The organism is Amycolatopsis sp. cg9 (genome assembly GCF_041346945.1).
GTDB lineage: Bacteria > Actinomycetota > Actinomycetes > Mycobacteriales > Pseudonocardiaceae > Amycolatopsis.
In genome coordinates this window covers 2013181-2031067 of the sequence record NZ_CP166850.1, presented here as the reverse complement: position 1 = coordinate 2031067, position 17887 = coordinate 2013181, and the positions used below count along the sequence as shown (strand labels likewise).

General features: G+C 72.6%; 16 protein-coding genes and 1 tRNA gene. 9 read left to right on the top strand and 8 right to left on the bottom strand.

The features are described from left to right. Positions 1 to 6 precede the first annotated feature (6 nt). On the top strand, positions 7 to 633 hold the full coding sequence (locus tag AB5J73_RS09390; RefSeq protein WP_370969306.1) for a TIGR03085 family metal-binding protein: 627 nt from the start codon (positions 7 to 9) through the stop codon (positions 631 to 633). Here AB5J73_RS09390 and AB5J73_RS09385 read toward each other — a convergent pair. From AB5J73_RS09385 to AB5J73_RS09365, 5 genes are read right to left on the bottom strand one after another with little or no spacing between them, the layout of a single operon-like run. After that, entirely contained in the window at positions 599 to 1291 is a 693-nt protein-coding gene (locus AB5J73_RS09385) for a hypothetical protein (protein ID WP_370969305.1), read from the bottom strand. The genes AB5J73_RS09390 and AB5J73_RS09385 overlap by 35 nt on opposite strands. Continuing rightward, positions 1288 to 3087, bottom strand: a complete 1800-nt coding sequence (locus AB5J73_RS09380) for a carbamoyltransferase (protein WP_370969304.1) — start codon at positions 3085 to 3087, stop codon at positions 1288 to 1290. Before AB5J73_RS09380 ends, AB5J73_RS09385 begins: the two co-directional genes overlap by 4 nt. A 16-nt stretch (positions 3088 to 3103) precedes the next feature. After that, entirely contained in the window at positions 3104 to 4354 is a 1251-nt protein-coding gene (locus tag AB5J73_RS09375; RefSeq protein WP_370969303.1) for a hypothetical protein, read from the bottom strand. Continuing rightward, entirely contained in the window at positions 4351 to 5592 is a 1242-nt protein-coding gene (locus AB5J73_RS09370) for an ATP-grasp domain-containing protein (protein ID WP_370969302.1), read from the bottom strand. Before AB5J73_RS09370 ends, AB5J73_RS09375 begins: the two co-directional genes overlap by 4 nt. Continuing rightward, complete coding sequence (locus AB5J73_RS09365) at positions 5589 to 6599, bottom strand: glycosyltransferase family 2 protein (protein WP_370969301.1); 1011 nt, start codon at positions 6597 to 6599, stop codon at positions 5589 to 5591. The genes AB5J73_RS09370 and AB5J73_RS09365 overlap by 4 nt, the downstream gene beginning before the upstream one ends. A gap of 324 nt (positions 6600 to 6923) precedes the next feature. Here AB5J73_RS09365 and AB5J73_RS09360 point away from each other — a divergent pair, with 324 nt between their 5' ends. The 6 genes from AB5J73_RS09360 to AB5J73_RS09335 are packed head-to-tail and all read left to right on the top strand — an operon-like array spanning position 6924 to position 11965. Beyond that, a complete protein-coding gene (locus tag AB5J73_RS09360) occupies positions 6924 to 7631 on the top strand; it encodes a hypothetical protein (protein WP_370973039.1) in 708 nt (235 codons plus the stop codon). Further along, positions 7628 to 8659 carry a GNAT family N-acetyltransferase gene (locus AB5J73_RS09355; RefSeq protein ID WP_370969300.1) on the top strand — a complete coding sequence of 344 codons (1032 nt, stop codon included), beginning with the start codon at positions 7628 to 7630 and terminating at the stop codon, positions 8657 to 8659. The genes AB5J73_RS09360 and AB5J73_RS09355 overlap by 4 nt, the downstream gene beginning before the upstream one ends. A gap of 23 nt (positions 8660 to 8682) precedes the next feature. Beyond that, complete coding sequence (locus AB5J73_RS09350; RefSeq protein ID WP_370973036.1) at positions 8683 to 9714, top strand: hypothetical protein; 1032 nt, start codon at positions 8683 to 8685, stop codon at positions 9712 to 9714. Beyond that, entirely contained in the window at positions 9711 to 10754 is a 1044-nt protein-coding gene (locus tag AB5J73_RS09345) for a GNAT family N-acetyltransferase (protein WP_370969299.1), read from the top strand. The genes AB5J73_RS09350 and AB5J73_RS09345 overlap by 4 nt, the downstream gene beginning before the upstream one ends. Next, entirely contained in the window at positions 10748 to 11770 is a 1023-nt protein-coding gene (locus AB5J73_RS09340; protein ID WP_370969298.1) for a GNAT family N-acetyltransferase, read from the top strand. The genes AB5J73_RS09345 and AB5J73_RS09340 overlap by 7 nt, the downstream gene beginning before the upstream one ends. Positions 11771 to 11779: 9 nt before the next feature. Next, on the top strand, positions 11780 to 11965 hold the full coding sequence (locus AB5J73_RS09335) for a tautomerase family protein (RefSeq protein WP_086859558.1): 186 nt from the start codon (positions 11780 to 11782) through the stop codon (positions 11963 to 11965). Positions 11966 to 12029: 64 nt separating this feature from the next. On the opposite strand, the gene AB5J73_RS09330 is transcribed toward AB5J73_RS09335, so the two are convergent. Then, the gene (locus tag AB5J73_RS09330) at positions 12030 to 13880 is read right to left on the bottom strand and encodes a prolyl oligopeptidase family serine peptidase (RefSeq protein WP_370969297.1); all 1851 of its coding nucleotides are present in this window, start codon (positions 13878 to 13880) and stop codon (positions 12030 to 12032) included. Between the two features lie 39 nt (positions 13881 to 13919). On the opposite strand from AB5J73_RS09330, the gene AB5J73_RS09325 reads away from it, so the two are divergent. After that, the gene (locus AB5J73_RS09325; protein ID WP_370969296.1) at positions 13920 to 14684 is read left to right on the top strand and encodes a methyltransferase domain-containing protein; all 765 of its coding nucleotides are present in this window, start codon (positions 13920 to 13922) and stop codon (positions 14682 to 14684) included. 41 nt (positions 14685 to 14725) lie between these two features. Here the strand turns inward: AB5J73_RS09325 and AB5J73_RS09320 are convergent. Together AB5J73_RS09320 and AB5J73_RS09315 are read right to left on the bottom strand one after the other, a co-directional pair. Further along, positions 14726 to 14799 (bottom strand) — tRNA-Pro (locus tag AB5J73_RS09320). Positions 14800 to 14828: 29 nt separating this feature from the next. Further along, positions 14829 to 15809, bottom strand: coding sequence for a metallophosphoesterase (locus AB5J73_RS09315; protein ID WP_370969295.1), 981 nt, complete (start codon positions 15807 to 15809; stop codon positions 14829 to 14831). A gap of 182 nt (positions 15810 to 15991) precedes the next feature. Between AB5J73_RS09315 and AB5J73_RS09310 the strand changes: the two genes are divergently transcribed. After that, entirely contained in the window at positions 15992 to 17860 is a 1869-nt protein-coding gene (locus tag AB5J73_RS09310) for a protein kinase (protein WP_370969294.1), read from the top strand. The last annotated feature ends 27 nt before the right edge of the window (positions 17861 to 17887 follow it).

The window sequence follows — 17887 nt, the reverse complement described above, 5'->3', positions numbered from 1 at the left end:
GACCACATGGGTGTCGCTGCTGACGAACGCCAGGCCTTGAGCTCCCTCCTCCACGACCTCGGGCCCGACGCGCCGACGTTGTGCGAAGGGTGGACGACGCGCGATCTCGCCGCGCACCTCGTCGTGCGCGAGCACCGGCCGGACGCCGCGCCGGGGATCGTGGTGCCCGCGCTCGCCGGGTACACGCAGAAGGTGCAGGACCGCTACGCCGCCAAGCCCTGGGGCACCCTCGTCGAGCAGGTGCGCAAGGGTCCGGCGAAGTTCTGGCCCACCGCCATCGGCCCGCTCGACGAGCTCACCAACACCGCCGAGTTCCTCGTCCACCACGAGGACGTCCGGCGGGCCCAGCCCGGCTGGGAGCCGCGGCCCGCCGACGGCACCCGGGACGCCGCCGCCTGGAAGTCGGCGAAGCAAGCCGCCAAGCTCAACCTCCGCAAGGCGCCCGTCGGCGTCACCCTCCGGACCCGCACCGGGCAGGAAGCCGCCGTCAAGACCGGGCCCGATCCCGTCACCGTCGTCGGCGACCCGATCGACCTGCTGCTGTTCGTGTTCGGCCGCGACGCCGTGCGGCTCGACTTCGAGGGCGACGCGGCCGCCGTCACGAAGCTCCAGGCCGTGAACCGCGGACTCTGACCGAGACCCACCGGCCCACCGGCAGCCAGACCACGATCGCGGCCAGCACCAGGTGCACGGCCATGAACGCCACCGCGGCCGGCACGCTCGGCGGCCCGCCGAGGAACACGATCATGTGCGACGCCCACTTCAGCTCGGTCGGCTTCGAACCCGCCGCCCAGACGTCGTTGAGCGCCCAGAACGTCAGGTCGTTCACGCCCGAGATGACCACCAGGATCGACGCGATCCCGACCTTCAGCACGTTCGCCGTCCGGCCGCCGCCGAGGCGGTAGGCCAGCAGCGCGAACAACACGATGAACGTCGTCACGAACAGCTCGAACTGGTACACCGGCTGGAAGTCCTGGTCGGGTGAGCGCGCGAAGTCCTGCACCCGCATCACCAGCTCGGTGTCCAAATAGGACATGTACACGAAGACGGCGAACACGATCAGCGCCGGTCCGAAGCGCCCGCGCGGGAACAGCGACACCGTCAGCACCGCGAAGACGAACGGGCACAGCTTGAACGCCCAGTCACCGACGTTGTCCAGGGTCTGGTCCGGCGGCAGCACCACCATGATCAGCAGTGTGGTGACCACCGCCGGGACGGCGGCGACCAGCCACAGCCACTGCCGCCGCCGGTACAGGGCGGCGACCAGGCCGGGTGATTCCAAGAGCGTCACAGTTCCTTCTCCACCCAGAACGGTCCGAGGGCCAGCGCGTCGACGTCGGTCTTCAGGTAGCACGCGATCGCGTCGGCCGGGCTGGCCACGATCGGCTCGTTGTTGTCGTTGAACGAGGTGTTGACGACCATCGGCACCCCGGTCAGCTTCTCGAACTCGCTGATCATCCGGTAGTACAGCGGGTTGTCCGCACGGCTGACAGTCTGCACCCGCGCGGTGCCGTCGACGTGCGTGATCGCCGGAACCTCGGCGCGCTTGTCCGGCAGGACGTCGAACACCAGCAGCATCACCGGCGACGGGTAGTCGCTGACGAAGTACTCGCCCGCCCGCTCCGCCAGGCACGACGGCGCGAACGGCCGGAACGCCTCGCGGTGCTTCACCTTCTCGTTCATCCGCGTCTTCGACTCCGGGTCGCGCGGGTCGGCGACGAGCGACCGGTTGCCGAGCGCGCGCGGCCCGCACTCCATCCGGCCCTGCACCCAGCCGACGATCTTGCCGTCGGCGATCTTGGCGGCGGTGTGCGCTGCGATGTCGTCGACGCGGGTGTACTCGACGCCGGCGTCCTGCAAGGCCAGTTCCATCTCGGCCTCGGTGTAGTCCGGGCCGGTGTAGGTGTAGCCGTCGCGCGGGCGCGGTTTGCCGTACTTGGCGACCGACACGTCGAGCGCGGCGCCGAGCGCGCAGCCGTCGTCGGCCGCCGCGGGCTGGGCGAAGAAGTCCTCGAACGGCGTTTCCAGCAGGATCCGCCCGTTCATGACGCTGTTCAAAGCCACCCCGCCGGCGACGCACAAGCGCTTCGAACCGGTCTCGCGCTGCAGCCACCGCGCCAGGTGCAGGCCCGCTTCCTCGAGCGTCACCTGCAGGGCGTACGCGATGTCGCAATAGTGCTGGGGCACCGGGTTCGAAGCCGTGACCCGGGTTTTCGGCCGCGCCGGGCCGAACGCGTCGGTGAACTTCTTCGCCATCACGTGCTTGCCGGTGCGGTGGTGGCCGAACCAGCTCAGGTCCAGCTCGAAGCCGCCGTCGTCGTCGAGGTGGATGAGCTGCTTGAACGCGTCGACGTAGGTGTCCTCGCCCAGCGGCGCGAGTCCCATGATCTTGCCTTCGTCGCGGGTCGGGTAGAAGCCGAGGTAGCCCGTGACGCCCGCGTACATCGCGCCGAGCGAGTGCGGGAACTTGATCCGGCGCAGGTCGACGATCCGGTTGCCGCTCCCGTGCGCGAGGTAGGTCGCCGTGCCGTCGCTGCCGATGCCGTCGAAGGTGAGCACGGCCGACTCGTCCCACGGCGAGATGAAGTAGCCGCTGGCCGCGTGCGCGCGGTGGTGGTCGACCAGGTGGGTCTTGAACTTCGTCGGCCCGGTCCAGCCGACGGCCGCTTTGACGTCGTTCGCCAGCGTGTAGGACCGCTTGATGTGCGCCAGGACCGCGCCGCCCACGTGGTAGTCGTCGTGGCCCTGGCCGCCGCCGGTGAGGAAGGTGTCGACCATGCCCGCCGACTTGCCGCCTTCGTCGCCGTTGGCGTTGCGGAAGACGTCGAGGGTGCCGGGAAAGTACCGCGCGAACACCTTGGCCGCGTGGATGCCCTCCTTCCAGCGCTGCCAGTAGTAGGCGACGTGGTCGACGTCGGCCAGGGTGATCTCGGCGCGCTCCAGGCAGAACTTGATGGCCTCGGCGGGGAAGCCGCCGTCGTGCTTGACCCGGGTGAAGCGCTCCTCCTCGGCGAACGCGATGATCTCGCCGTCGCGCACGAGTGCCGCCGCCGAGTCGTGCACCCGGCTGATGCCCAGTACGTACATGATTCCTCCCAGTGGTTCAGTGCCGGCGGACCAGGCGCCGCAGGACGGCCGCCTTCACCGCGAGCGCGAGGACGAGCGCGGCGAACCCGCCGACCGGTCCGAGGACGGGGACGAGCAGCGCCGCGCCGACGGCGGTGGCGACGAGCGAGACGACGGCGGTGCCGGACGTCAGCGTCAGCACCTTGCTGTTGGTGTTTTCGATGAGGAAGCCCGCGTACAGCCCGGTCGCGTACAGCGCCGTCTCGACCAGCACGAGCACCCCGAGGACGACGTACGCGTCCTCGGCGGTGAGCAAGGCGCGGGTCCCGGGGATGGCGAGACCCGCGCCGAGCAGGACGACCACCGCGATCCCGGCTCGCTCGACCAGCCGCAGCAGGGAAACCGCCCGCGCCCGCCCGGCCGCCGCGCCCGTGCCGCGCATTCGCCGCGAGGCCGCCGGCTGGTGCAGCTTGAGCTGGTAGTACAGCAGCGAGCAGAACGCGCTGGACACCAGCAGCGCCAGGTAGAACGGGCCGCTGTCGGTGGTCCGGCCGGACAGCGCGAGCACCGCGAACACGACCGACGTCGAGATGACGTCGAGCAGCTCGGTCAAGCCGAGCAGCACGGTGCTGCGGCCGAACGCGGGCAGCAACCGGTGGCCCGGCACCCCGCCCCCGCGCAGCCACGGACGCGGCAGCAGGGCGGCCGAAGTGCCGAGGATGACGAGGAGCCCGCCCAGCAGCACCGCCAGGTGCGTCTCGGGAGGCCAGCGCACCGCCCACGTCACGCACGTCACGACGCCGACCACGACCGAGCCCGCGGCGAACGCCAGCGCGTCCAAAGCGGACTTGTCGCGCAGCCGGTGCAGCCCGGACACGGTCATCAGCAGCCCGCCGGAGATCGACCAGGCCGCCGCCGTCAGGTAGAGCGCCGCGTCGGAACGCGGCGCCACCACCAGCGCGACGGCCGTCGCGGCCAGCACCGCCAGCACCGGCACCGCGGCGAGCCGGACCGCGAGCGCCGCGACGGCGTCCCGGGTCCGGTGCAGCCGCGGCAGGCTCTTCAACGCGGATTTCTCCGCCGCGGCCGGCACGAAGTTGAGCCAGGTCATCAAGCCGAGTGCGTTCGCGAAGCGCCCGTAGTCGCGGGCGCCCCACGCCGTGATCAGGACCAGCCCCATCACCTGGACCGCCAGCCGGAACACGCCCCGGCCGGCGAGCAGGCGCAGCACCACCGCCGGCCGCGGCGCCGCCACGGCCGGTGCGGTGGTGACCGAGGAGCCCGTCACGGCAGGGGTACCGCCATGTCCTGGTCGTGCAGCAGGAACTTCAGCGTGCCGCGCACGGCGTTCTCCGCGGTGAGCAGCTCCGGCACCGAGCCGGCGGTGAGCACGACGTACCCGAGCTTGTGCCCCGCCTGCTCGTAGGGCCGGACGAACGAGCCCTCGTCGGCGAACAGGTGCAGCCCGACCAGGCCCGGCATCGCGCGCACGTCGTCGGCACCGTCCACTCGCGACAGGTGACCGCCGCGGTCGGACGCCAGGATGTGCACCAGCGTCGGCTTCGGCTCGTGCAGGTCCAGCCGCACCTCGTCGCCGGTGGCGGCGGCGATCCCGGCCGCGATCAGGTCGGCGCCGTGGCAGTGCGCGATCGCTTCGGCGAGCCCGTTGCCGCCCATCCGCGCGCCCATCTCGATGAGGTAGAGCCGTCCGTCCCGGCCGAGCACGGCGTCGAGCGTCAGCGGCCCGGTCCGGTAGCCGAGCTCGGTGCAGATCTGGTCGAGGGCTTCGATCAGGCTCAGCTCGACGTCGGCGGGCAGCTCGGCGGGCAGCAGGTGCGACGACGTCACGAAGAACGGCGGCGGCGTGAGCACCCGCTCGGTCACGGCGTGGAAGACGATCCGGCCGTCGACGACGAGCGCCTCGATGGTGAAGTGCGAGCCGTCGAGGTGCTCCTCCACGACCAGGCGGCCGGACGGCGAGAACGCGAGCGACTCGGTGAACGCCCGGGTCAGCCGGCCCGGACCCGGGCAGGAGACGACCCCGCGGCTGCCCGAGGAGTCGACCGGCTTGACCAGCGTGGGGAAGCGCAGCTGCTGGGCCGCGTGGATCAGCTCCGGACCCGGGCGGCCGTCGACGCTGCGGTAGCTCGGCAGGCCCAGGTGGTCGCACAGCGCGCGGAACACCGACTTGTCCGTCGACGCCTGCACCGCGTACTGCGGCAGGGGATCGGGCAGGTCCCAGTGGCGGGTCAGCCACGCCAGGGCCGGCAGACCGACGTCGCTGGCCGGGCAGAGCACGCCCGCGAGGTCGCGGCGGCCCTCCAGCGCCGCCGCGATCTGCTCCGGTGCGCGCACGCTGACCTGCAGGAACTCGTCCGCGTACGCCACCGCCGGTGCGCCCGGCCGGACGTCGACGCAGATCGTGCGGAACCCCAGCTCCCGCGCCCGCTCGTAGGTGCTGACCGAACCGTCCGCGCCCCCCAGGATCACCAGGGTTCTCGCGGGGTCCTTCTTCGAACTCGTCACGCCGAAACGCCTTTCCCCAGTTGCACATCGATGAGCCGGGGACCCGCCGGGTCCGCCGGGGTGAAGAGCCGGTCCTCGGCGTCGACGACGACGTTCGCTTCCCGGACGTAGAACTGCCGCGGTCGCGGCTGACCCGCGCCGACCACGACGAGGTAGCGCACGGTCAGCGACGCCACCAGCAGGAGCACCGCGAGCAGCGCGAACAGCAGCGTCGCCGTGACGCCGGCACCGAGCAGGCCGAACGCCGCCGCGCCGCCGGCGAGCACCGCGATCCCCGCGGCCAGCAACGCCGTCGCGGACGCCGCTGTCGTGAGCCGCCGGGTGAACCCGACGAAGAGTTCGATGGCGTGCGAAGCCAGGAACCCGAAGCCCACTTTGGACTCACCGCGCTCGCGGGCCCGGTGCGCGACCTGGACGCAGGTGTACCGGCTGGTCAGCCGGGGGACCGTGGCCAGGAAGTACGGCGTGCCGAGCCGCAGGTCGACGATCTTGCGGGCCAGTTCCGCGCGGACCAGCCGGAACGCCGTGGCGCCCGGCGGGATCTCGATGCGCAGCACGCGCCGGCCGAGGAAGTGGAACGCGGCCGTGCCCCACCGCCGCAGCCGCGGGTCCTGGCGGTTGGTGCGGACGCCGAACACCGCGTCGTTGCCCAGCTCGGCCGCCGCGACGAGCTTCTCCGCCTCGGCGGCGGGGAACTGCTGGTCGGCGTCGACGTGCAGGACCCACGGCTGCGACGCGTAGCGGTAGCCGGCCGAGAAAGCCGCTTCGAAACCGAAGTTCCGGGAAAAGGACAAGTACCGCACGCGCGGGTCCGCGGCCGCGAGCGCGCGGATCTTGTCCAGCGTTCCGTCGACGCTCCCGTCATCGACGTAAAACAGTTCCAGTGAATAGTGGCCTAGTTCGTTGGTTATTTCCCGATAGGACGGTTCGACGTTCTCGACTTCGTTGAAGCACGGAATGACTACGGTGAGTCCACTGTGGGCCGGCCCCGGGAAAGGGGTGGTCATCTGTGCTGCTCAGGTCGGTGTGTCGAATTCGTGTCCGCGCGGTCACCGACAGTGTGAATTGTGATCATGAATCCCCCAGCCGGATCCGGTAAGACCGCTTGCCGATTGCGGTGTGGCGGGAGTTATAAGCAGACGGATCGGGGAACGGCGACGGTAGTTCTACGAATTCCACCGTTCAGACCCAGACCAAAGTAGTAACCTATCCGGCATTTGGGGTGACCTGACGGCCAAGTCCTTCCCCGCGGGCCGGTCGGTGGCGCAGACTCCCCGGCCATGTGGAATCTGGGGGCGGGGGTCGTGTGGCGTGCCGCCTACGTCCGGGCGGTGCGCTCGGCGTTCGCGACGGTGCCGTTCTACCGCGAACACTGGGCGCTCGACGGCCGGGAGGACCCGGTCGTGGTGCCGGGGCGCACCGGGACGAACGGCGGCGCGGTACCCCTCGCGGAAGCCGTGCGCAAACTGGTCGACCTCGTGCCGCTCGCCGGTGGCGCCCGGCGGCCCGAGCCGGCGCGCGGGCTCGGGCGGGTCCTGCGGACGGCCCGCCGTCCCGGTCCCGGCAGCTTGGTCGTCCTGCTGGGACCCGACGACCTGCGCCCGCCGGCCGACCTGCCGAAGGGGGTGCGGGGCTGCGTCGCCGATCCGGACGCGCCGAGCACGTCGGTGCTGCGTGAGGTCGCGGCCGTGCTGAACCGGGGTCGGCGCGTGCTCGCCGTCGGTGACGACAAGGCGATCGCGGCGTTCACCGAGGACCACCGCGTCGAGGCCGTGCCGCACCGCGAACTCGACTCGCTGGACGCCGGTCCGTACGGCGTGCTGCACGACCCGGTGCTCGGGTACCTCGGCGCGCTGGGCGACTGCGGGCGGTGGCACCTCGACTGGCCGCACGTCTACGCGCGGCAGACGGCCGGCGGCCTCGCGTTCACGTTGCTGCGCCAGGCTTCCCCGCGGTTCGTGGACGTCGTCCCGGCCGGCGGGGTACCCGGCGAGATCGCGTTCTGCCCGCGCCACGGCACCCCGGTCGTCCTGGCATGAGGTTCGCGTTCCACGATCCCCGCGCCGACCCGGCGCCCGCGGGCTGGGCGGAGTTCTCCCGGGCCGCGCGGCTGCACCCGGTGTGGGACTACGGGGTGATGGGCCTCGAAGCCTGGGGCGCCCGCAACCCGCAGCTGCTGGTCGTCGCGGCCGACGGGGACGACCTCGTCGCCGCGGCGTCCGTGCTGGTCTGCCGGCCCCGGCTGGCCCCGCGGTTCGCGCCGCGGCCGGGGAAGCGACTGCTGCGGCCGTTCTGGGCCGAGGTCTGCCAGCCGTGGCTCAGCGGCTACCCGGGCATCGCGTTCGCCCCGGGGGTGCCCGACCGCGCGGCGCTGGTGCGGCGGTTCGAGCGGGAACTGGGCCGCCGCCTCGGCCCCGGCCTGCTCGGCGTGGTCCACCGCGCGCTCGGCGAGGACCTCGCCACCGGCCTCGGCGGGCGCGGCCGGCTCGTCAAGCGCGTGGACCCGGTGGCGGTGCTGGAAAACCGGTTCGAGTCCGAAGAGGACTGGATCGCGTCGCTGTCGAAGTCGCGGCGGGCCGGGTTGCGGCGGCAGCGGCGCCGGCTCGCCGAAGACCCCTCCCTGGTGATCCGCGGCGGACCGGGCCGCACCGACCTCGACGGCGCCGCACTGGCCGGGCTGATCCAGGCGCACCGCGAGCGGTACGGGCGGCTGGCGCTCGACACCCGCACGATGCCGTCGGCGGGCTTCCTCGACCGGTTCGTCCGGCGGCCGGACGTGCACACCCTGACCTACGCCGACACCGGCGGGAAGCTGATCGCCGTGCAGACCATGCTCGACCACCCGGACACCCCCGTCCTGCAGCACTGGGCGGCGTTGCCGCCGGCCGCGGGCGGCAAGAAGTGGCTGTACTTCGACTCGTACGTGCGGGCGGTGCGCTTCACCGCGAAGCGCGGAGCCCGGGAGCTGTCCGCCGGCCGCGGCATGATCGAGCTGAAGCAGGAGCTGGGGTTCCGGCCCCGGCCGGTCTACACGGCCGCCGTGCCGAGGCCGGTGCTGGGCCGGTGAAGACCGTCGTCGCCGTGTCGCAAGTGGACGTCCACGACCCCCGCGTCGACCCGCCGCCGGAAGGCTGGGCGGCGTTCCGGGCGCGGTGCCTGCCGCCGGTGTGGGACTACGAGCTGCTGCGCCGCGAGGCGTGGCTGGCGAAGAACCCGCCGGTGCTCGCCGTGGTCCGGCAGGGCTCGCTGGTCGTCGGTGCGTTGTCGGTGATGGTGTGCCGGGGCTGGGGCGCGGGCACGTTCGGGCCGGTGTCGGGTGGCCGGTTCCGGCCGCGCTGGGCGGAGGTCTACCTCCCGCTGCTGAGCGGCTATCCGGCGTGCGTGTTCGACGACGATTTCGCTGACCGGCGCACGGCGATCCGCCAGTTCGAACGCGCGCTGCGCGAGTACGTCGGCCCCGGCCTGCTCGGCGTGATCTACCGGGCGATGAACCCCGAGCTGGTCCCGGCACTGGAAGGCCGGGCGCGGGTCAGCCGCGAGATCGACCCGGCCGCCGTGCTGGTCAACCGCTATTCCACTGTGGACGAATGGGCGGCGGCGCTCGCGCCGGACGTCCGCCGGTACCTGAACCCGGACGTCGCCACGGAAGCGGCGGCCGGGCGCACCGACCTCGATCCGCACGAGCTGGCCGTGCTGCTCAACGCCCACCGCGCGCGGCAGGACGACCGCGCGTGGGCCGGCGGCCAGCGGTCGCGCGTCGGCGGGCTGCACCTGGACACCCGCAGCCCGATCGCGCCGGCCTACCTCGACGCGCTCGTCCGGCGGCCGGACGTCGTCACCCGCACCTACCGCGCCGGCGACGGCCGGCTGCTCGGCTTCAACACGATGATCGACCACCCGGACGGCGCGGCGGTGCACCACTGGGCCGCGCTCCCGAGCGCCGACGGTGGCCGGAAGGGTCTCTATGTCGACTGCTACGCCCGGTGCGTGGCCCACATGATCGCCGCTGGACGGCCGGAGCTGACCGCGGGCCGCGCGATGCTGCCCGAGAAGCAGGCGCTGGGCTTCGGCACGCGAAGCCTGTTCTCGGTGGCCGCGCCGAGGCCGGTGCTGGGCCGATGACCTGGACCGTCCGGGTGCTCGACCCGCGCACCGATCCCGAACCCGCCGGCTGGGCCGCCTTCCTCGAGGCCCAGCAGGCGCCGCTGACCTGGGACTACGGCCTGTTGTGCACGGAGTCGCGGTACTCGCGCAGCCCGTACCTGCTCACCGTCGTCAGCGACGGCGAAGAGCTGGTCGCCGCCGTGCTCGCGATGGTGTGCCACCCCGGCGGCTCGGCCGAGTCCGGCGCGGTCGGCGGCGTCGCGCGGTGGACGCCGCGCTGGCTGGAGGTCCAGCACGCCTGGCTGTCGTGCTACCCGGCGTGGCTGTTCGCCGAAGCGCTCGACGCCGCCGCGCGCCGCGAGATCCTGCGCCGGTTCGAACGGGCCGCCTGCCGGCGCACCGGCCCGGGCTGCCTCGGCGTGGTCTACCGCGCGGCCACCCCGGACACCGCCGGGCTGGTGGCCGGGCGCGGCCGGCTCGTCCGTCCCATCCAGCCCGCTTTGGTGCTGGAGAACACCTTCGGCGACCTCGACGACTGGCTCGCGTCGCTGAGCCGCAACCGGCGCTCGAGCCTGCGCGGCCAGATCCGCAAGATCGCCGCCGACCCCGGGGTGGTCGTCCGCGAGGGCACCGCGCGGGACGACCTCGACCCCGAAGAGCTGGCGGCGATGCTGCGGGCCCACCGCGCGACCAAGGGGCCGGTGAAGTTCGACCAGCGCGGGCCGGTCACCGCCGAGTACCTCGGCGAGCTGGTCCGCCGCCCCGACGTCGTCACCACGACCTACCACGACGCCGAGGGCCGCCTGCTCGCCTTCACCGACCTGCTCGACCACCCGGTGATGCCGCTGCACCAGCACTGGGCCGCGCTGCCGCCGGACGGCGGCCGGCCGAAACACCTCTACTTCGACGTCGTCGTGCGGGGAGTGCGGCACATGATCGAGAACCACCGGAAGTTCCTGTCGCTGGGCCGCGGGGTCACCGACCTCAAGGCGTCGCTGGGGTTCAGCCCGAGCCCGATGACCGGCGTGGTCGTGCCGAGGCCGGTGACGCGGTGGTGATCGACGTGCTCGACCCGCGCCACGACGCGGAACCGGCGTACTGGACGGCGTTGCGCGCGCGGGCCGGGCTCCGCGCCGACTGGAGCTGGCCGGTGCTCGCCACCCAGGCCTGGGCCGCGCGGACCCCGCAACCGGTGACCGTGCTGCGCGAGGGCGCCGAACCGCGCGGGGTGGTCAGCGCCGCGTGGGTCACCGGCCGGACGCGGCGGAACCGGTTCGCCGGCCCGGGCCGCGGCCGGTTCGGCGGTCTCGACGTCCGCGGCCCCGGTGCGGGTTCGCAGCCGGGCTGGTGGTTCGCCGACGCGGGCGGCGACGGCGGTGTCACGCAGCTGCTCGAGGCGTACGTCCCGGCCATGCGGGCCGAGCTCGGCCGCGGTTTCCGCGGGCTGCTGGTGCGGCAGGTCGGCGAGCCGGGCGTACCCGCCGTCGACGGCCGGTTCCGGCTGGTGCGGCGGACCGAGGACATCGCGGTGCTCGACGTCGCCGCGTTCGGCTCCCGCGACGACTGGATGAACTCGCTGGCTCGTAAGCGGAAGCAGAACCTGCGCAAGATCTTCCGGACCTTCGACGCCGACCCGTCGGTCGAGGTGCGGTTCGTGCCGGGGGCGGACGCCGACCCGGTCGCCGTCGCCGAGGTGCTGCGGTACAACGAGCGCAAGCACCACGACGTGCCGATCGTGCCGTTGCCGCACTTCACCGGCTACCTGGCGGCGCTGCTGCGGCAGCCGGACGTCTCGGTGATCGAGTACCGCGACACCGGCACCGGGCGGCTGATCGCGCTGGCCACCCTGCTCGACCACCCGGACCTGCCGATCGCCCGGCACTGGGGCGCCCTGCCGCCGGAAGACGGCGGCCGGCCCAACCTGTACTTCCACTTCTACGGCGAGGCGGTGCGCTGGGCGATCGCGAACGGGCGGGCGTCGGTGCTGTTCGGCAAGAAGATGACGGAGATGAAGGCGACCCTCGGCGCGCGGCTCGTCCCGCAGTTCGCGGCGGCCGTCCCGGTGTGGTGTTAGCTTCCCGCTATGCCGATGATCAGCGTTGCCATGTTCCCCGGCCGCACCCCCGCCCAGAAGAGCGCACTGGTCCGCGAGCTGACCGACGCCTTCGTCCGCACCTGCGGCGGCAAGCCCGAAGGCGTCCAGGTCACGCTCGTCGAGATCGGCGCGGACCACTGGGCCACCGGCGGCGTCCTGCACTCCGAACGCTGACGCCGCACTTTCACGTGAAAGTGCCGACCTGGAGGCCGCACTTTCACGTGAAAGTGCGGGTGGGTCAGTGGAGGTGGAGGGCGCGTAGGGCGAAGTGGACCTCGATCGACGTCTGCTTGATCGTCTCCGCGATCACCAGCGAGCCGTGGCCCGCGTCGTAGCGGTAGAACTCGTGGTGCAGGTCGCGGCCGCCGAGCCGGTTCAGGTAGTTCTCGATCTGGCGGATCGGGCAGCGCGGATCGTTGTCGCCGGCCAGCACGAGCACCGGCGCCGTGACGGCGTCGACGTAGGTGAGCGGCGAGCACTCCCGGTACACCGCGGGCACGTCCTCCGGCGAGCCGCCGAAGAGCGCGCGGTCGAACGAGCGCAGCTGCTCCATCTCGTCCTCGTACGCGGCGACGTAGTCCGCCACCGGCACCCCGGCGACGCCCGCCGCCCACCGCGTCGGCTGCGTGCCGAGCGCGAGCAGGGACAGGTAGCCGCCCCAGGAAGCCCCGTTGACGACGCACTTCGCCGGGTCGCTGAGTCCACTTTGGATCGCCCAGTCGTGCACCGCGGCGACGTCTTCCAGCTCGGTCAGCCCCGGCCGGCCTTCGATGGCGTCGCGCCAGGCCGAGCCGTAGCCGGTCGAGCCGCGGTAGTTGACCTCGACCACGGCGAACCCGGCGTCGAGCCAGGTCGCGCGGTAGGCCGAGAAGCGGTCCTCGTCGGCCGCGTGCGGGCCGCCGTGCAGGGAGAACACCGTGGGCAGCGGACCCTCGGGCGCGCCGGACGGCCGGGAGACCAGCGCGTGGATCCGCCCGCCGACGCCTTCGACGAACGCGTCGGTCACCGGCTCGGATCCCGGTGCCCGGTCACCCGGCGGCTCCAGCAGGATCGCGTCGGTGCCGTCGGTGGTCCGCGAGCGCACGGCGGTGGGCTCGGCCGCGCTCGACCACGAGTACTCGACCGTGCCGTCCGGGCGGACGCCCGCGCCGCCGATCCGGCCGGCCGGAGTGTCCACAGAGGACAGCTCGGCCGTGTCGAGGTCGTAGCGGTACAGGGAATTGCGGCCCTCGTGGAAGTGGACCACCAGCAGGGCGCGTGCGTCCGGGTACCAGCCGGCGACGACCTCGCCGGGCAGGTCCAGCTCGAGCTCGGTCTCCGTGTCCTCGCGGACGTCCCAGACGAGCAGCTCTTCGCGGCCGCGCCGTTCGTGCAGGACGAGCAGCCGCTGGTCGCCGGGCAGCGGCGAGAACTCGAGCGCGGACAGGCCCTTGCCCTCGCCGTCCCACTTCTCGGCGACGGTGCCGAAGCCGTCGGTGGCGAGCACCCGCAGCGCCGGGTGCCGCGAATCGCCGTGCTCGGAGTGCGAGATCGCGATCAGGCTCTCGTCGCGGGAAAGCGACGCGATACCGGCGTCGTCCGCGTGGCTGTAGAAGCGGTGCGTCTCACCGCCGATGCGGGCGAACAGCTCGCTGCCGTCGTCGGTGGAGACGCCGACCGCGACGAGCTTCGCGCCGATCTCGAGCCCGGCCGGGTAGCCGTCGTGGACGTCCGGGACGGCCTTCTCCGGCTCGCTGCCCTCCGTCGCGGCGAACGGCTCGCGCACCCACGAGCCGAACTCGTCGCCGTCGGTGTCGTCGAACCACCAGATCCACTCGCCGTCCGGGGACGGCGTCGAGTGCATGGTGCCGTTGGGCCGATCGGTGACGCGGCGGTGCTCGTCCGTCGCGCGGTTCCAGGCGTACACCTCCCAGACACCGCTGGCGTTGGAGATGTAGACGTTGGCGTCGGGTGCGTCGCGGGCCCACTCGGGCACGGAGATGCGCGGGGCGTGGAAGCGGGCGCGCCAGCGGGCTTCGGCTTCGGCGTCGTCGAACAGCCGGTCCGGGACCACCGCGGGCGGGAATTGGTTGGCTGACTGCGTGCTCACCCCTCGATCCTGCCACCTTCTGGCCGTACTGTGTGCGGGGTGCTGGAGGGTTACGCGCCGGGCTACGGGCGAGACGCGGTTTCGATGATGTCCGCGCGCACGGCTGCCGAGCGCGCGGCGTTCGCCCAGCCCCTGTTCCGGCCGGGCGCGTGGGTGGTCGACCTCGGCTGCGGCCCCGGCTCGATCACGCTGGGCCTGGCGCCGGAGTCCCGGCTGGTGGGGGTGGATCGCGACGCCGGTCAGGTCGAGCTCGCCCGCGCGGCCGCCCGCCGCGCCGGGCGGTCCACAGTGGACTACCTGGTGGCGTCGGCGTACGACCTGCCGTTCGCTTCCGGCAGCGTGGACGTGGCGTTCTCCCACGCGCTGTTCGAGCACCTGTCGGCTCCCCTGGACGCGCTGGCGGAACTGCGTCGCGTGCTTCGCCCCGGTGGCAGGCTGGCGCTGTCCACTTCGGACTGGAGCAAGGCACGCCTGCGACCCAAGACGGCGAACGTCGACGCGGCTCTCCGGGGTCATTACCTGCTGCGCCGCCAGTCGGGCGGCAACCCGTTCGCGGGCCGGGTGATCGCCGAGCAGTGCGCGGCGGCGGGCTTCACGGAGATCGTGTCGAGAGCCCGCTACCGCTCGGACATGAGCTACCGCGACCTGGCGAAGTACGTGGAGGCGCGGTTGGACGCGGCGCTCAAGGAGGAAGGCCGCGACCGCGACCAATTGGCGAGCGCGGCCCGCTCGGCGTGGATGTGGACCCGCGGCGGGGACGGCGATTTCAGCCAGTGCTGGGTCGAAGTCACGGCGACCCGCTGAAACCAGAAGAGCCGGTGTCCGAAGACACCGGCTCTTACTCGTCGGGGTGGCGGGATTCGAACCCACGACCTCCTCGACCCGAACGAGGCACGCTACCAAGCTGCGCCACACCCCGAGGTACTGCTTAACGGGTCGTGGAGAAGTCTAGCGGACGGTGTTTCGCGCTTTCCGCGGGGCCAGCTTTCGGGGCTTCGCGGGCTCCGAACCGCGCGGGACCAGCGTCAACAGACTGGCTTCCGGCGGGCAGGCGAACCGGGCCGGCGCCCACGGCGACGTCCCGAGCCCGGCCGAGACGTGCAGCCACATGTGCGCGCCCCAGCGCGAAGCGCCCCGCGCGCGGCTGCGATCCAGGTCACAGTTGGTGACCAAGGCGCCGTAGCCCGGGACTCGCAGCTGGCCGCCGTGCGTGTGGCCCGCCAGCACCAGGTCGTAACCGTCCGTGGCGAACGTGTCGAGGACCCGCGGCTCCGGCGAGTGCGTCACGCCGATGCGGACGGCCGCGCCGCTGTCGGCCGGGCCCGCGATGTCGGGGTAGCGGTCGCGGCGCAGGTGCGGGTCGTCGACGCCGGCCGCGAACACCGCCTGGCCGCCGACGTCGATCGTGCGGCGGACGTGCGTCAGGTCGGTCCAGCCGTGCTCGACGAACGCCGCGCGCAGGTCGCGCCAGGGCAGCTGGACGCCGTGGATGCGCTTCTTCTTGCCCTTCGGCATCAGGTACCGGGCCGGGTTCTTCGGCTTGGGCGCGTAGTAGTCGTTGCTGCCGAAGACGAACACCCCCGGCCGGTCGAGCAGCGGGCCCAGCGCGCGCAGCACGGACGGGACGGCCGTCCGGTGCGACAGGTTGTCGCCGGTGTTGACGACGAGGTCCGGGTTCAGCTCGTCGAGCGCGGCGACCCAGCGCTGCTTGCTGCGGTGGCCCGGCAGCATGTGCAGGTCCGATACGTGCAGGACGGTGAACGGCCGCGAGCCCGGCGCGAGCACCGGGAGTTCGGCGGTGCGCAGGGTCCAGTGGCGCCGTTCGATGCCGACGGCGTAACCGAGGGTCGCGACGCCGAGCGCCACCGTCCCCGCGGCGAGGCGCTTCGCGGTCGCCCCCGACGTGCTTGTGTTACTGAGCGTGCTCACGGACTCCAGGATACGTGCTCAACGGTTGGATGAACTCGCCGCCGTTGTGGGGAACCTGCCGATTAGCATTTGCGTCGGCCCGTAGACAGATGTTTTTCGGGGGTTCCGGGTGGCGAAGCCCCCGGCCCGGGGCGAAGGCCCGGCCAGTTGCAGCGTGACCAACCGGGGGGTTGGGGAGAACGATGGAGCAGTTCGGGCCGTACAAGATCGAAGGCCTGCTCGGCCGAGGGGGAATGGGCGAGGTCCACCGCGCCTACGACACCGCGCACGACCGCGTGGTCGCGCTGAAGCTGCTGTCCGGTCCGAACGCGGGCGACGAAGCCTTTCGCGCGCGGTTCCGGCGCGAGTCGCAGATCGTGGCGCGGCTGCGGGAGCCGCACGTCATCCCGATCCACGCCTACGGCGAGATCGACGGCCGCCTCTACCTCGACATGCGCCTGGTCGAAGGCAAGGACCTCAAGGAACTGCTCGAGGACGGGCCGCTGACACCCGAGCGGGCCGCCGGGATCGTCGAGCAGGTCGCGGGCGCGCTCGACGCCGCCCACGAGGACGGCCTGGTGCACCGGGACGTCAAGCCGTCCAACGTGCTCGTGACGAGCGCCGACTTCGTGTACCTCGTGGACTTCGGCATCGCGCGGTCGATGACGGCGGAGGGGACGTCGATCACCGGCACCGGCAACGTGATCGGCACGCTCGACTACATGGCGCCGGAACGCTTCGGCGAGGCCCCGATCACCGGCCTGGTCGACGTCTACGCGCTCGCGTGCGTGTTCTTCGAGTGCGTCACCGGCCGCCGCCCGTACCCGGCCGAGGGCGCGGCCGCGCAGATGGGCGCGCACCTGACCGCGCCGCCGCCGGTGCCGTCGCAGGTGCGGCCGGGCCTCCCGGCGGCGCTGGACGCCGTGGTGGCGCACGGGATGGCGAAGAACCCGGCCGACCGCTACCCGACGGCGAAGGCGTTCGCCGACGCCGTCCGCGCGGCGGTGACCGCGCCGGCGCCGGCGATCCCGACGTGGCAGAAGACCCTGCCGGGCCCGGTCGCCCCACCGCGGCCGACGCTGACCGCGCCACCGCCGACGTTCTCCGGCCCGCCGACCCCGACCGGCCAGCCCGCGATGGCCGCGCCGATGACCCCGACCGGCCAGCCCGCGATGGCCGCGCCGATGACCCCGCCCGGCCAGCCCGCGATGGCCGCGCCGATGACTCCGCCGTCCCCGACCGGGCCCTACCCGGGGCCGCCGACGGGCGCGTACCCGGGACCGCCGACGGGTCCGCAGCCCGCCCGGTTCACCGGCCCGTCGGGCAAGGTCGGCCCGGCCGCGCCCCGGCCGCCGAAGGCGCAGCGGAACCGCTGGATCGCGTTGTGCGCCGCGCTGGCGGGCGTCGTCGTGGTCGCGCTGGTGATCACCTACGTCGTGACCAACGGCGACAAGGGGCAGACGGCGGGCCCCGGCCCGATCACGCCGAGGACCGTCGTCTCGACGCCGCCGCTCTCGACGTCGCCGGAGAAGAGCCCGGAGCCGACACCGTCCACTTCGGAATCGAAGGCCCCCGCCGACCAGAAGCTGTTCGACGCGCTCCCCGCCGTCTACCGGCAGTACACGTGCGTGCCCGCGGCCGCACCGCCCGGAACGGCCGCGGCGGCCGAGTGCACGGACTCGAACGTCGGCGACGTCAGGATCGGCAACGTGATGTTCCCGCAGCCGACCGGCGCGAAGTTCCTGCGCTTCCCGGACGCGGCGGCGATGGACGCGTTCTTCCAGGACGTCGTGAAGACCCAGGGGTTGACCCGCAACGACGCCCAAGGCGCGTGCCGGCCGGACAAGTACCCGAAGATCTGGGGGACGTACTACCGCGCGGAGGTCCCGAACCCGGTGCCCGGCGAGTACCTCACCTGCTTCCTCGGCGACCCGGCCCAGCTGGTGTGGACGGAGAAGAAGAACCTCGTGGCCGGCATCCTGCTCTCCACCAAGGTGACGAACAACGACGAGCTGGACAAGCTCTACCAGTGGTGGAACACCGAGGTCCTCTCGGAGATGCCGCGGAACTGAAAAGGGGCCCGCGGTTTCCCGCGGGCC

Bases quoted from the DNA above. Each gene is read 5' to 3' on its own strand.
- AB5J73_RS09355 (WP_370969300.1), top strand. From the start codon at position 7,628: ATGAGGTTCGCGTTCCACGATCCCCGCGCCGACCCGGCGCCCGCGGGC.
- AB5J73_RS09345 (WP_370969299.1), top strand. From the start codon at position 9,711: ATGACCTGGACCGTCCGGGTGCTCGACCCGCGCACCGATCCCGAACCC.
- AB5J73_RS09310 (WP_370969294.1), top strand. From the start codon at position 15,992: ATGGAGCAGTTCGGGCCGTACAAGATCGAAGGCCTGCTCGGCCGAGGG.
- AB5J73_RS09335 (WP_086859558.1), top strand. From the start codon at position 11,780: ATGCCGATGATCAGCGTTGCCATGTTCCCCGGCCGCACCCCCGCCCAG.
- AB5J73_RS09365 (WP_370969301.1), bottom strand. From the start codon at position 6,599: ATGACCACCCCTTTCCCGGGGCCGGCCCACAGTGGACTCACCGTAGTC.
- AB5J73_RS09390 (WP_370969306.1), top strand. From the start codon at position 7: ATGGGTGTCGCTGCTGACGAACGCCAGGCCTTGAGCTCCCTCCTCCAC.
- AB5J73_RS09380 (WP_370969304.1), bottom strand. From the start codon at position 3,087: ATGTACGTACTGGGCATCAGCCGGGTGCACGACTCGGCGGCGGCACTC.